Annotated in this window: 13 protein-coding genes and 1 riboswitch; of the genes, 2 read left to right on the top strand and 11 right to left on the bottom strand. The window is 32.7% G+C overall.

What is annotated here, in order from left to right; translation table 11 throughout:
- Positions 1 to 78: 78 nt before the first annotated feature.
- Positions 79 to 843, bottom strand: coding sequence for a 2,4-dienoyl-CoA reductase (fadH, locus tag ACM6UH_RS01610; protein ID WP_069804984.1), 765 nt, complete (start codon positions 841 to 843; stop codon positions 79 to 81).
- Between the two features lie 213 nt (positions 844 to 1056).
- Positions 1057 to 1284: a DUF3955 domain-containing protein gene (locus tag ACM6UH_RS01605; RefSeq protein ID WP_011302113.1), complete on the bottom strand. Its 228-nt coding sequence runs from the start codon at positions 1282 to 1284 to the stop codon at positions 1057 to 1059.
- A gap of 203 nt (positions 1285 to 1487) precedes the next feature.
- Between ACM6UH_RS01605 and ACM6UH_RS01600 the strand changes: the two genes are divergently transcribed.
- Both ACM6UH_RS01600 and ACM6UH_RS01595 read left to right on the top strand, forming a co-directional pair.
- Positions 1488 to 1955 carry a helix-turn-helix domain-containing protein gene (locus tag ACM6UH_RS01600; RefSeq protein ID WP_048787113.1) on the top strand — a complete coding sequence of 156 codons (468 nt, stop codon included), beginning with the start codon at positions 1488 to 1490 and terminating at the stop codon, positions 1953 to 1955.
- Positions 1956 to 2021: 66 nt separating this feature from the next.
- Positions 2022 to 2135: riboswitch (SAM riboswitch) on the top strand.
- Between the two features lie 70 nt (positions 2136 to 2205).
- Positions 2206 to 2379, top strand: a complete 174-nt coding sequence (locus tag ACM6UH_RS01595; RefSeq protein WP_002482060.1) for a hypothetical protein — start codon at positions 2206 to 2208, stop codon at positions 2377 to 2379.
- A 77-nt stretch (positions 2380 to 2456) separates the two neighbouring features.
- On the opposite strand, the gene gtfB is transcribed toward ACM6UH_RS01595, so the two are convergent.
- The 9 genes from gtfB to ACM6UH_RS01550 form a co-directional block, all read right to left on the bottom strand.
- Entirely contained in the window at positions 2457 to 3782 is a 1326-nt protein-coding gene (gene gtfB, locus ACM6UH_RS01590; RefSeq protein ID WP_047502925.1) for an accessory Sec system glycosylation chaperone GtfB, read from the bottom strand.
- Entirely contained in the window at positions 3775 to 5280 is a 1506-nt protein-coding gene (gene gtfA / locus ACM6UH_RS01585; protein ID WP_048787114.1) for an accessory Sec system glycosyltransferase GtfA, read from the bottom strand. Before gtfA ends, gtfB begins: the two co-directional genes overlap by 8 nt.
- A gap of 33 nt (positions 5281 to 5313) precedes the next feature.
- On the bottom strand, positions 5314 to 5502 hold the full coding sequence (locus ACM6UH_RS01580) for a hypothetical protein (RefSeq protein WP_047502927.1): 189 nt from the start codon (positions 5500 to 5502) through the stop codon (positions 5314 to 5316).
- Positions 5503 to 5829: 327 nt separating this feature from the next.
- The gene (locus ACM6UH_RS01575) at positions 5830 to 7332 is read right to left on the bottom strand and encodes a DUF6056 family protein (protein ID WP_047502929.1); all 1503 of its coding nucleotides are present in this window, start codon (positions 7330 to 7332) and stop codon (positions 5830 to 5832) included.
- Position 7333: 1 nt separating this feature from the next.
- A complete protein-coding gene (locus ACM6UH_RS01570; protein WP_011302108.1) occupies positions 7334 to 8281 on the bottom strand; it encodes a glycosyltransferase family 2 protein in 948 nt (315 codons plus the stop codon).
- Between the two features lie 242 nt (positions 8282 to 8523).
- Positions 8524 to 9753 carry a putative glycoside hydrolase gene (locus ACM6UH_RS01565; protein ID WP_069793460.1) on the bottom strand — a complete coding sequence of 410 codons (1230 nt, stop codon included), beginning with the start codon at positions 9751 to 9753 and terminating at the stop codon, positions 8524 to 8526.
- A 366-nt stretch (positions 9754 to 10119) separates the two neighbouring features.
- On the bottom strand, positions 10120 to 12105 hold the full coding sequence (locus ACM6UH_RS01560; protein WP_069793461.1) for a metallophosphoesterase: 1986 nt from the start codon (positions 12103 to 12105) through the stop codon (positions 10120 to 10122).
- A gap of 249 nt (positions 12106 to 12354) precedes the next feature.
- Positions 12355 to 12570: a zinc ribbon domain-containing protein gene (locus ACM6UH_RS01555; protein WP_041080169.1), complete on the bottom strand. Its 216-nt coding sequence runs from the start codon at positions 12568 to 12570 to the stop codon at positions 12355 to 12357.
- Positions 12571 to 13269: 699 nt separating this feature from the next.
- Positions 13270 to 14979, bottom strand: a complete 1710-nt coding sequence (locus ACM6UH_RS01550) for an ABC-ATPase domain-containing protein (protein ID WP_069805288.1) — start codon at positions 14977 to 14979, stop codon at positions 13270 to 13272.
- Positions 14980 to 15112: the final 133 nt, after the last annotated feature.

Raw genomic sequence — 15112 nt, 5'->3', positions numbered from 1 at the left:
ACACCCTTTAGACATCAGTCAGTCTTCTCTCTACATACATTGCACACCGATTATCTTTATTAAAGTTTTTATAATACTTTAAAATGGATTTTGATTCAGCCATTGTCCACCATCCATTGTCATACATGCACCATTAATATAACTCGCATCCTCTGACATTAAGAATTTTGCCAAACCTGCGATTTCTTCAGGTTGACCCATCCTTCCAAGTGGGACACTATCCAGCGTTTGTTGTTTTGCTTCTTCTGATAAACTTAGCTTTCCCGATCCACCTGTATTATCGATTGGCCCTGGGGCAATTGCATTGACATTAATGCCATATTTAGAGCCCCATTCAACAGCCAGTGTTCGAGTCATTGATAACACGCCTGCTTTTGCACTTGCTGAATGTATCACACCTATACCAGCTCTCCATGCATAAGTCGCAACCATATTAATAATACGTCCACGTTGACCATTTTTAATCCATTCTTTTCCTACAGCTTGTGTACAGTGCCATGTCCCATTAAGGACAATATCAATGACAGAATGCCATCCATTATATGATAAATCTTCAGCTGCACATAGAAAGTTACCTGCTGCATTATTAACCAAACCATCTATTTTGCCAAACGTTTCAACCGTTTTATCCACTGTATATTGCACTCTTTCAGGATCTCGCACATCCATATCTATGCAAAGAATTTGTCCTTCATATTGTTCTATTTCTTTTTTTGCCGCTTCTAACCGTTCCAATGAGCGACTCGTTATAACCACTTTTGCACCCGCTTCAGCAAATTTTTGCGCCATTGCTTTGCCCATGCCACTACTTCCACCAGTCACCATCATCACTTTACCATTCATGTGCATTCTCCTTTTAAAAACGATTTATACTAAAGCGTCTAAATATTTTTAGTAAGCGCTTACAATTAGTATAACAAATATCGTGCAAATTTATAACAATTCATCTGTTTTGAATGTATTTACCATATAAAATCCCTACGTTTTGAACCATAAGCTCAAAAAATAGGCTGTAACATTAAACATGCCTCAGCCTATTTCCTATTTCAAACCACTCTATTTATGAATCTTATTTTCAAAATAGTGACATAAATAACCACCTATTGCAAAAAACATGAGTAAACCTCCAATAATGACAAATGAAAATCCAGATTCTACTAAATACCAAGGCTCTTTCAATATGCCATTTTCATTTACATAACTTGGAATTAAAAGAAAACTAATCCCTAACGATGCACCTAAAACAATACTTATAATACTTGCAAAAAATAACTTTTTATTCATAAACTTATTATGCCTCCTAAATTTTTAAATTTACTTGATGTCATCTATTATTGAATAAGCTTATTTTATTTAAAAGAAAGCATTGCTAGCATTTTAAAATATGCGCGCTAGGTGAACTTGCGGAGCATGTAAAGTATCACTAGCGTTCGCTTAACCACACTTTTTATAAACAAAATACGATTTAAAAGGAACACATTTAACATATGAATTTTGGCACTCAAATTAAAATGATTCGAAAAGAAAATCAACTGACCCAAGAACAATTTGGCAATCAATTAAATATTTCACGACAAACTGTATCTGCATGGGAGAATAATCGTTACTTACCGGATATTGAAATGTTAGTAGAAATTGCCAAAACCTTTAATTTATCTCTAGATGATTTAATCTTAGGTAATTCTGTGGTAAAGGATAAATTAGTTAATGATACGAAGTTTGTGAAACGCATTCGCTTAAGTATATTAAGTATGATATTTATCTTAATTGCTATAGTATCCGCATTGCTTTTCACAAGTTTACCTTCACATGTCTCTCAAGATGGTGTGTTACAAGAACCCTGGTTTCTAGTTATTCTTGCATTTTTCTCATTATTAACTGGTTTAATCATTGGTATGGTCAATTTAGTATTAATATTCATCAATTACTATAAATACGCACGCCGAAGAAAATAGTGTATTGTATGACTTTGTTTGTCATTTTACATTCATTTGCTATAATGATGTTTAAATAAAATAGTTCTCTTATTAAGAGTGAGTGGAGGGACTTGGCCCTATGAAACTCCAGCAACAGCAGTCATATGCGATGTGCTAAATCCAACAACTCAGTATGACGATTGAGTTGAAAGATGGGAAGTTGTGTGGATGCTCTTCTTATCTAAGAAGGGCTATTTTATTTATAAAAATTAAAAAGGCGGTTATTTTTATGAGATCTCTACACACACTATTTAAACAATTAGAAAAATGGGAACAGTATCAACCTAAAAACATGGCAAGTAATATGAATAAAATGCAACATATTCAAGACATTAAAAAGCAAATTTGGAGACGTATTGATATAAATGATTATAAACAAGTGATACTAGAGAAAAATAAATAAAAAAATGGTTACCAATACCTTTATATCTCCTGGTATTGGTAACCTATTTAAAATTTTATGTTCTGTAATAAAATGAATTATTGCGCTAATGAACGGATAAATTCAGCTTTGCTGATTGAACCTGCTTGTTGCCATTGTTGTCTCAACCTTTGATCTAAATGAGATGGTTCAGCAACAATATCCCTCAATATACTACTTAATATCTCAAATTGTACTTCCTCAAAAAGATTGTTCTCTGGCGTAACATCCTTATTGTGAGATGTCTCGTTGTATCCTAAGATGACTAAATTGTAATCAAACGCCGCTCTTACAGCATCTAATATTTCATTACCTTTATTTATATCTAAATAAATATCACATGATTTATATAACGAAATAAATTTTTGCCTTTTGGCATTTGGGTATAAATTTACATTGTCATATTTATTGAGGCTTAATAACTTCATAGACATTTCTGTTAAAGCTGCAACATGAAACTCTAGATTTGGATGGGCTTGTACGATTTCTTCTAAATGCGGTATTTGGTCTGAATTTGTCAAAGTTAATACCTGATTAGAATGACGATTCTCTTTCACAAATCTATAAACATATCCTGATTGGAAGATACGATTTTTATATTGTTCATCGATGAGCTCTATTACTTTTTCATACGCTGAAGGACTAGGCAAAATAATTTTAAAATTTCGTTTTTCTTTTGCCAGTGCATTTTCCATATGTTTCATAATTTCAGGCGTAATATCTCCCTGCCAAAAAATAGAGTCGTTTCCAGATTCAGACAAACCATTTAATACGGCAGAAGAAATCGATAGTGAATTAATCATAAAGTTTTCAGACTCAAGCTGCGCAACTTCTAAGTAAAAATTGACAAACTGTATCTTTGAATGGAAGAAATAGGCTTTGTTTTTCCAAGTTAACATGATGTCATTAGTCACAAAATTTTCTACCATCATTACTTCATTATTATAGTTAAAATACCTTTTCAAAATGCTTTTTTGTGAGTTTGCGTCCAATACCACTTGTGCGTATCGCTTACCTACTTTATTGTAATAATCTATGTATTGCGTATGCCCGCGTTTATTTAACCATTCTACACGTTCAACAATTCTATGTTTATAATTTGCTTTATAAATAATTCTCGCTTTCACCTCATCCAAATTTTTGATAAAGGCAGTATTATTATTACCTTCTATCGTCCAAAATCTTGGAATCGGTACTTCATTAAAAAATAAAGGTTGTGAAGTTGTTTCAGGATTATTCGCGAAAAAAGCGTAAGGTGTTAATATATCATCTGGTAAAAATCCATTTTCTTCAATAACGATTGTTTTGCGTTGCTTACCAGCATGTTTAAAAGATTTATATAAGATAATGGCTTTTTTATCAAAAACATCAAATAAATTAATCATATAGCACCTCACTAATCAAATTGTTCCATTTTTGTACGACAACCGGTTGGGTAAAGTTTTCAGCGATTTCATATGAAGCTTGATTAAATCGGCTTGTGTCATTATCGAAATAATTAACAATACCTTCAGCAAGGTGATCTATAATTTCAGATTCTTTATCCTCATTTAAATCAATCGGTATTAAATAACCATTTTTTTGATGCTTAATAAACGTTGGGTTACCATAGTTCACATCAAAACCAATCATACCTAAACCTGAACCGATAGCCTCCATTAATGTAAGACCGAAACCTTCGCTAGTTGAACCCGATAAGAAAAGTTCATAATCTTGATAAACTTGATTTAAATTAACATGTCCTTTTAATGTGATATAATCTTCAGCATGATTTTCTTGAATTAGTTTACTTAATAATTGTCTTTGGCCACCTTCGCCATAGATATCAAATGTTATTTCAGGAACAGATGCTTTCGCTTTCAATACGGCTTTTACTAACCAGTCGACATGTTTTTCAGTCGCTAGCCTTGAGGCTGTAATGATTGAGTAAGGTTTTCTACGATTTGGCTTCACTAACGCACTTAAACTACCTACAGGAATTGTATAAATTTTAGGCTTCCTATGATAATTTTTTTCAAATTGTTGTGCTAACAACTGATTTTGAATATCCGTTGCTGTAATAAAGAAATCAATCTCATGTGCATTCATAAACACATATTCGTAATGATTATTCCATAATATGTATGTATCATTTGTTGTCGATTCATTATAATGTTCAGCATGAATCACAACTCCTAAGCGTGCTGATCCTTTATTTTGCAAAACCGTTTGTCCAATATCTTTTGAGCGATCTACAATCAACATATCTTTATCTGTTAAATGCAATTTTTCTAAAAAATAAGCTATTAATGCTTGCTTACCGTACAGAATATTATCCTCAAAAACAAACATACTTTCCTCATCATTAACATATTCGTTATATGCAATGGATCCATCCTCATTATAAAAGGACCTCATATATAATTTGGCCGAATTATCCTCAGGTGCAAAGTACTCAGACAAAACGCGTACATAAGAGTAATAGTCTCTCCTAAGCAACTTGCCTCTAGAAATGTATTCCACTCTATCTACAACATCACTATCTTCATTTTTTAAATAACATACTAAATAATTACTATTGTGATTAAAATGGATTTTTCGAGTTTTACCTTGATCTTCAACTTTAGTGATTTCTGAATACAATGGTTTGATAATTTCATCTACAGTCACACTTGTAGGTGCTATTTTAATATCTGTAAAATACTGATACAGCCAGATGATTTCCTCATTTTTAAATCCTATATTTTCAGTCAATGTTTGAATGTTTTCATTCTTAATAAAATCTAAAAACACAAATTTTATCGTTTCATTACATTTTCTCAATAACTGCGCTCTATAACGTTGTGCATATTCCACACCACTACTCGCCCAGCCAATCCCAAAATTAATATTATAGATTGTCACCTATTTCACCTCTATATGCATTTGTCTATGACTCTATATAAATAACTTCACTAACCCCATTAGCATTAACAACACAATAATCAATTTACAAATAAATGTAAGCGTTAAAAATTGTTTCTTTTCTTTTTGGAATTCTTTATCAGCGTCATATGCGTTTAATTCCGCTTCAATTTCCTTATTCAATTGCTCAAGTTCATGATTTTCAATTTCTTTTTCACTCATATAAATACCTTCTTTTTATAATTTCTACAATCAAATTATAACTAATCCATTGTCCAATACATAAATAACTGTCTCTCTATCTAATCATCTAAAACGTAGATGATTAGCCCCAAATTTGAAGTAACACGTCCAAATGCGATTGTGTCAACACTACTGCTACATGCACTTGTTGCTCAGTTAAACCACATAAATCCCAAGTACTACTGCTACATGCCTCTTATTTCAAGTATACCTTTAATTAACCATCTTTGGCGACGTATTGCAAACTTATTTTCAGAAAAATCGGATAAAAGCTTTTTATTTTGTTTGTTGTACTTAAAAACAATATTATTTTGATTGTTTTTGGTTACTAATACTGCCATAGGGCACATACTTCACTTTCGTATCTTTTGGTAAGCCTTCATATTCATTAAATAACGTTTGATACTTAGCACTTGTTGGTGTGGCATGATGTAAATAATGTTCAAAAGGTAATTTTTCCATACTATAAATTCTTTGCTTAGAATCTGCATGAACGGCTTCTTTTAGCTGACTAATTCTTGCTTCATTTGCAGCGTGAATATTGTAGAATACCCCTAAATACATCACTGCACAAAGGATAGCTAATCCAGTAATCCACTTTTCTGATTTCCTGTTAAACACTTCCAGTTGCGCAAGTAAAATTAATAATATGACAACATAAATTGCATATACTGTGTAAAAATTACGTGGACCTATGGGTGATACGATGATTAAAGGACCACACACAAGTATGATTGACGCGATTAATAAGTAAAGCGTATATCGAACTTCCTTTTGAGATATGACCGTATGGATAGCCAAGATCAATGCACACAAAAAGATAAAACATACCATAGTATTTAAAATATTAGTAAGTGTAATCATGTGAAAATGGTGTAATTCAAATTGTTTAAAAATAAAAAAATAATATATCGGTAATAGCGTTAAGCCACATACGATGAACCAATATCTACTTGTATATGTTTTCGTCATTTGTCGTGTTTTATACAACATAACAAGTAAGATACCAACGATTATCGTAATAATCACAATTTGATTAAAGAAAATCCAATCCGGCAATATGGTTGTTACCGTTTTATAAACTTTATCAACGATACCCGTATCACTAGAGACCTGTTGATAATCGCTACCTTCAAAAAATATTTTGCGATAGTTCGGATTCAAAAACATAATGATTGTCCCTAAAGCAGAAATGAACCATCCTACAACAAATTTAGGATACGCTTTTTTATAGAAATATATATGTAATACAAGTGCGATTGCTATGATTAATGTATTAAATAATGTTGCATTTTCAATGAAAAATTGACCACCAAAACACACGCAATAAAAAATGATATTCGTACTTGGTTTATGACTGTTCCGGTAAAATAGTACCGTTACAATAAACCATAGAATAAATAATACACACAGCGTTGCTGGTACATAATTATAAAATCCTGCAAACCAGCCATACGTTTGTTTATAGATTTCATTTGGCATTGTCACCATTAAAATAAATGCCGCTAAACAAATGATAGAAGTCTGTTTATGTTTAACAAATTGACTGATGACCCATATGATCAACATGCTAAATACGGCATACGCCAACCACCTAAACCAGTCAAATCGAACTGCTACAATTTCAAACAAATTACCAAGATAACGGCCGTTTAAATTAGCAAAATGTTCTTGCAACATTTGAATACCATATTGACTATACCAGTCCCAATCATCATGGGTTAATGGCGTAAAAATAGCCATTAGTATATAAAAAATAAATAATCCTGTAAGTATTAGATGGATTTTATTTATATGTAAAGCTCTCATTTCAGTCCACCTCGCAATCACTTAAATTGGTTTGGCGTATGATATAGAGCGGTCGTTGTTTTACTTCATAATAAATTCTGCCTATGTATTCTCCAATGACCCCTAATGATGTTAACTGAACACCACCTAAAAATAATACTGCGACAATCGTTGTGAAATAACCTGGCGTCGAAACACCATAACTGACTGTATAAATAAAATTAAATAATATATAAAGGAAACTCATCGCGCACACAAATAAACCAAAGTATAAAATGGCACGTAACGGTTTATTATTAAATGAAATGAGACCATCTATACCATAATTCAATAAAGAACTAAACGTCCACTTAGACTCACCATCGGCACGCACAACATTTTCATATTCAATCACTTTAGGTTCAAATCCAATCCAAGCAAATAAACCTTTAGAAAATCTATTGTATTCTCCTAAGTTCACTACTTCTCTGATCGCACGTTGGCTCAATAATCTAAAATCCCCTACGCCGTCTTCTAAATCCACATCTACAATTTTATTAATTACTGCATAATATAATTGAGATACAGTCTTGCGAATGACGTGTTCACCTGTTCTATCTCTTTTTGCCACAACCTGGTCTTCACCATCTCTATAATGAGCAATCATCTGTGGAATAAGGGTTGGCGGGTGCTGCAAGTCACCATCTAATATAACTAATGCTTCCGCTTCAGTACTCGCACATAATCCAGCATACATTGCAGATTCTTTTCCGAAATTTCTTGAAAATGATATGAACTTTACCGCATGATCTCGCTGTGCTAATGCTTTAATAATGGCTAGTGTGCGATCCTTACTTCCATCATCTATAAAAAGCAATTCATATTTATAATTGTTGCTGATACTATCTCGTTGCATAATTTCAGTTAATTTGGCATATGTTTGTTCTAGCACTGATGCCTCATTAAAACATGGAATTAAAATTCTAATCATAAAATACAGTGCTCCTCTTTCGATTTTAATTATATAAATATTAATATATTTCATATTATACAATATTAAAAGTAGAATGTAGTATCTATTTTTTCATCACTCGGTAATTAATTAAATTTTAATTCTAATGATTCTTTTTATTCTCACATTTAAACAAAAAGAATCCGAAACATTTATTTATGTTCCGGACTCATTTTTTCATTGTTATAATATTTAACATTCAACTTATATGAACGCTCACATTATTTTTCTTTCTTCGTTTCTTCTTTTAATTCTTTTTTATTTGCTTCTACCTTCTCTTTATCTGCTTTAGGTGTGTAGTCGACACCTTCTGTATAATCATTGGCAGCATTCCATAGTAAGAACTCATTGATACCATGGTCTTTCAATGCTTTTACTTGATCTTCTACAGCTTCACTATCATAGGTCTTATAATTGCCTTCACCTAAATATTGCGCTGTAAAGTCTTGTAACCATGGACGAGATTTAGGTTTTTTATTACCTAATTTATTTAATACTTCAGTCTCTTTATCTAAATATTTATCAACTGCACCATAGGGCTCTTTGTCAGGGGTGTCATAGCCAAAGTCACCCGGACTCCAATGTGATGGATAGATCATAGATGAAATGGCATCCGTGTTTTCAGCAATTTTAGGGAAACTTTGACCAATACCCGGCGCTTCTTCGACCATTGCTGAATAACCAAATACATCAGCAGATATTTCAGCACCATACGGTTTCAGATCTTTGCGTGCAGTTTTCAAAAATTGAGTTATTGTATCCACACGTTGGTCAACTTCACTTAAGTCACTATCTTTATACTTTCCTTTATCGTAAGTTAAACTGTGCTCTACATTTTCAAATGCTTCAGGAAATCTCACATAATCATATTGAATATCTTTAAATCCAGCTTTAGCTGCTTCTTTTGAAACATTGATATTGTAATCCCATACTTCTTTTTTAAATGGGTTAACAAATTTATCTCCACCGTCACTTTCCCAAACAGTACCATCTGCATTTTTGAATGACCATTCAGGATGACTTTCTGCTAAATTCTTATCCTTAAAAGTAACAATTCTAGCTATTGGGTAAATATGTTTTGATTTCATCTTGCTAAGTAATGGCTTCGCGTCGACAATATCTAATGTGTGTTTATCGATTTCTTTGTTACCTGTATTAAAATTAATCGTGACATTTCCTGAATCATCTTTAACATCAATAACCATCGCATTCAAATCGCTATCTTCTATAAATTTAGTTAATTCATCAAATTTTTCACCTTTTGTTGAATTTGCACTGACGTAAATCCCCTTCACTCCGTCTTTAGGATATGTCACCCCACTGTTTTTACTAGCTTGTTCAGTTTGTTTATCATTATCTTCTTTATTTTTGCCTTTATCATTACTATTTGAACATCCAGTGATGATTAATGTACTTGCAAGTAATGTCGTTAAAACCCATTTTCCCTTCATTTCTTATCCATCCCCTTATCGATTATCGATTCAGACTATTTTTCATTCTATTTAAGCTTATGTTAGTTATCTTATATTGTAAACTTCTTTTTTATAAATAATTTGTATATTACACTATATTAAAGCTATGTTTCTTTCGTTTTAAAGTGCACAATTAGCTGGGTACATTCTCTTTTAAAGCAATGGATTTTACGGAGTTTATGAAAAAAGGTCTAAGACATATATAGTCTCAGACCTTTTCATCATACTATTTAGAAATCATTTCATTTTAAACATCCGTCACAGTGAAGGAACACAACCCGATGCCTACCTGAAGATGTCTTTTATAGAAGACATGCCTTTCACGATATCAATCAGATACGTATTTTATTTATCATCTTTATTAATGCGAACGCGATCAATTGGTTCACCAAGTTTTTCGTTACCTTGTGGCACATGGTAGGTTAATAGTTCTATATAATCTTTCGTTATGTTTACTTTCGTATACGCTGGTTGATTATCCTGTATCGATTTGGCTGCATAATCCTTTTCACCATCTAATTCATAGAATTTACTGCCACTAGCTGAATTTAACGTTACATAAATTGTACCGTCCGGATTCGTGTACATTTGTGGTGCTTGTCCATTTTCATCCCATTGTACTTGTGCATCTTTCCCTTTCATCACATGCGAACGGCTATAAGAATGATCATGTCCTCCTAGTACTAAATCGACATTATATTTTTCCATTAACGGTGCAAATTTATCGCGTCTGATTTTGGACGCTAATTTGTCAGAATGCTTACCTGCCGAATAAGGGTTTCTATGCGTAAGTCCCACAATCCATTTAGGATTTTGATCTTTAGTATCCGCAATTGCACGTTTTAAAGTTTCTTCATGACCTTTAAAGTCTAAACTCTCAGAGTTCAAACTAACAAAAAGTGTATCATTGTGAGTGAAATAAAAATCTGAACTCGCAAAGTTTTTACCGCCATTTTGTAAATTAGGTAGATTAAAATGTTCAGAATATGCTTTGTTGGCGCGATCATGATTACCTAAAGTAGGTACCACTGTAAAATTCTCCATACCTTTTGCTTCTATAAAACCAATATACGCTTTTTCATCCCAAGGTAGATTGACTTGATCACCCAAGCTCATTAAGAAGTCAGGATTCTGATTTAATTGTGCCATTTGATTTACAGTATTTTGCCAACCTTTATTATCTGATGCTAAATCTCCGGAAGCCCCTAGTTGAGGATCAGCTACTGCTATAAAATTTGTTTCTCCATTATTATTTGTATCAAAACGACGTATAGCCGATTTCTCTCCATTCTCTCCATTATAAAAACGATACATATATGCTTTATTTTCTTCTAAATTAGGTAACGTGGCCTGAGTATAATTCATATTCGGTATATCTTTATTTACTAAACGTTTCGTGTTGCTACCTTGGTGTGTTTGTCCCTCAATTCGTCTTGCATTTGAAAAATCTCCACGGTCATTTGCTTCTGCAATTTCTACATAACCTTGTTCTTCGGATTCGTGATACCAAGTTAAATTCTTTTCTGTATGATCTTTGCCAATCGTCATGATGTCATAACGATGTTCATTGCTTTGTGTTTGATTTGAAACTGTTTCTTTATTATTTTGCTCTTGTTTCGTACGTTCGTCATTATTTGGATAAGATGGTTGAGATGACTTAGATGGTTGTTTTGTATCTTTGATATCCGTATTTTCTGGTTTATCCGAAGGTGCTAATTCTTTGTGAGCCTCATGATGATTATCTTCTATTTGTGTGTTCTCTGATTGTTGCTTTTTCTGTTGTTCCTTTGCAATAACTTTATCAGTATTATCTGTTTCAGTTTGCTGATTATTTCCTGGGTTATGTTGATGAGATGTTGATTGGCTAGGTAACTGCGGGTGCGCTTTTGAGTCTGTATATTGTTCTAATTTGAGTTGTGATGGCGCTTCTTGTTGTTTTTGAGAAGATGCTAAAGTTTCATTACTTTTATCTTGTTGATTCGATGTGAATGCTTTAGCTTGAGGCGCTTTTCCATTATCAGAAGTTGAGTTGTCTTTATCAAAATTTTTATTATTATTTATTTGAGACTGTGTCGTTGTGTCATCTGTATTATGTATTGTATTATTCTGATCTATATTATCTTCTTTATTAGGATATGTATCTCTTTCTAACTGTTTGTCTGAAGTTTGTGATTGTGACATAGTCTCATCACTTTGACGCGTTTCATCTGTAGTTGGTTCTAACGCTTCTTTCTGCTGTCCTTCTAGTTCCGAGGCACTGGCATGATGCGTTCCGATAAATACGCCAACCGCTGACAAAGTAAATATGATACTCGAGGTCCTTTTTTTCATAAATTAAATCCACTCCTAACTATTTTTATAGATTGCGTATTCATGTTGATTACCACGAACTTAACAAAAGAGTATTAATTTCAAATTAAATAGAAGTAAATGTTATATGAAAAAAGAGCGGATAAGAAATCTAGGAAAAAAGATTTCGTAGTTCCGCTCACAATCATGCGTTCTTACATTAGGTGAAATAGTGCTACTCGGGTTAAATCTTATACAGTTTGTCTATCGTTTAAGCACTTTTTATATTTACTATCCTCCAAAGAACAAATCGATAATATCTGTTGTTCGATTTTTATCCGCTTTATAAAATTCTGTATAACCACAATTTTTACATGTGATTGTAGTAAAATTATTATGTTGCAAATCAAACACTTTAGATAACCCTGAACCTGTAGCTGAAAGCGTGCCTTCTTCAATTTCAGTATGTCCACATTTGACACACCCTTGATCTGATTCTGTTGCCATTACTCCCACTCCTTTGTCGTAAATGTTATTTTTTATTTATCACTAATTCAGGTGTACGAAACTTGATTTGGTGTTTCTATGTATCGCCATATTTAAAAAGACATCAACTCAGATTTTAGTATCCGACGATTGATGTCTTTTATAATGATCATTTTAATTTTATTTTGAGATAATAGACATAAAATACAAAAATTGTTATTAAACCCAATCCAAGTAAAATCAGCGATCCGCAAAAATTATAATCCATAAATATTATTGCGCTTGATATAAAACACGTACTAATCATTAAACAAGTTACAAACAAAGATATTAATGTATTCACTTTATTACGTGGTACCTTCTTTATTTCTATAGATGCAATAATAGATAAATTCTTAGTTTTTAGAATATAAATGGAACATATAGTAGATATTAAGATACATAAAACAGCTATTAAAATACTTATATTCATGTTACTCCCTCACATTTACAAACAAATTTGAATTATAAATTATCTATTTTCTAATAATTCCCTATCCCAATTTTATAATAAGTTATGTCTCTATCGTACACTACTCATTACTTTTAATTTTTGTATTATAATCATTCAAAAAATGGTATTCACATTGGATAAATAACACAATAAATTCAATATCTACATATAAAAAGAGAGCAATCATTGGAGTTTAATAACCAATGATTGCTCTCTTTTATATCTTACTATTTATTTTTCACTTTTAATCCGCGATAACGATTTAACATCGCGCAGAATTCTTGTTTTCTTGGTTTGGCTAGATTACCTGGATGGCCTTTAAATGATGAAATAGCATCAAGACCATGTACTTCTATAAAGTCATAAAGTTTATCCGCAGCTTGAGATACTGTATCGTGTTCATTTAGAAGATGTGTTTTATAATAATCCACCATTTCTGCTAAACATTGTGTTTGACTATGATCGACAAGCTGTTCTAGTCCTGATATATCAATTAGTTCCTTACCATATAAAATGGAATAGCGGCCTTTCACTTTAAAACGATCTTCTTTTCCCTTTTTAGAGAAGCTGGATTTTAATGGGATTCTATTCGATATATCACCAAATGGTTGTTTCGCATTTATCTGTTTATCACTTTCATCTGATGCAGCTATCTTTTTAGCATTTTCTGTAACATCATTCAGTACATACTCATCCATCATCAACACATGATCTGCCGCTTCAAAATAATCCCCTGAACCCCCTACGATTAAAATAGTGGAAACATCATAATCTTCATACAGTGATTTCACCTTACTCGCAAACGGTGTAATAGGCTCTTTTTCAGGTGCAATCAATTGTTGCATACGGCTATCTCTAATCATGAAATTCGTTGCAGAGGTGTCTTCATCAATGAGTAATAGCGATGTGTCTGCTTCTAACACTTCCATCACATTAGTCGCTTGTGATGTACTTCCACTCGCATTTTCAGTGGAAAATTGATGTGTGTCTTTATTTCCCGGTAAATTATTAATAAATGGACTGATGTTCACTTTTTCAATATGACGTCCATCTTCTGCTCGTATTTTCATTGCGTCGTGAGATGTAATAACATATTCTCTACCGTCATTATCAATATGATTATATACGCCGCGTTCTAACGCTTCGAGTATCGTTGACTTACCATGGAAACCTCCGCCTACAATTAACGTAATGCCTTTTGGAATCCCCATACCAGAAATCGTCTTCCCACTAGGCAATGATAAGTTTACTTCTACACTTTCAGGACTATGAAACGCAACAGCACCCGATAATGGTTTATCCGAAACCCCACTTTTACGTGGCAATATCGCGCCATTTGCAACAAATGATACAAGTTGTCTACGCTCAAGTTCTTCACGAATAAACACTTGATCTAACATTAGTGTAACCTGATTCTTTAGTTCAGACTGATTCATATTTTGATAAAGTAATGCATCAGCTACAATTTTTGGTAGCGTATCTATCAGTATATGCGCTGCAACTTTTCCTAAGATTTTTCTACCAGCTGCAGGTAAACTAACTTCAAGTCGCACGTCGATGTCATGTTTATTAATGACCACTGACGTTCGCTCTAAAATCTCTTGACCACAATGATCTATAAAGATATTCTTGACACTTTTCGAATCTTTTTCACTATGCTTGAATGATTCGAGACTTTCTCTAAACGCTCGTGTTAAGAAATCTGATACTGCAATCACTTTATTTTTTGAATCTAGTAAGTCTCTTGGAATATTTGCAGTTTCGCGATTCATAATGACTCTCATTTTAGAAGGTGGTGCATAAGGATCCACTTGTGCATGATCAATAGCTAAACGAAATTGCTTAAACTGATACGCACCTTTCAATCGTTTATATGCACCATATTTTTGTCCATCTAAGGATTTCAATAATTGCGCTAACTCTGTAGCTTGTTTCAATGGAATGCCTCCTAGAAATGCATTTTTGCTATTTTCCCGCTTATTTAATATTTATTTAGTATAGAATACTAAATTTAATGTGTACAACAAAAGCATTATAACGTATTTAAGCCGCCAACCAATGGCGGCTTAA

The sequence above is a fragment of the Staphylococcus sp. LKG4-2 genome, from assembly GCF_050955665.1.
Taxonomy (GTDB): domain Bacteria; phylum Bacillota; class Bacilli; order Staphylococcales; family Staphylococcaceae; genus Staphylococcus; species Staphylococcus saprophyticus.
This window is presented reverse-complemented; position numbering and strand designations above follow the sequence as displayed.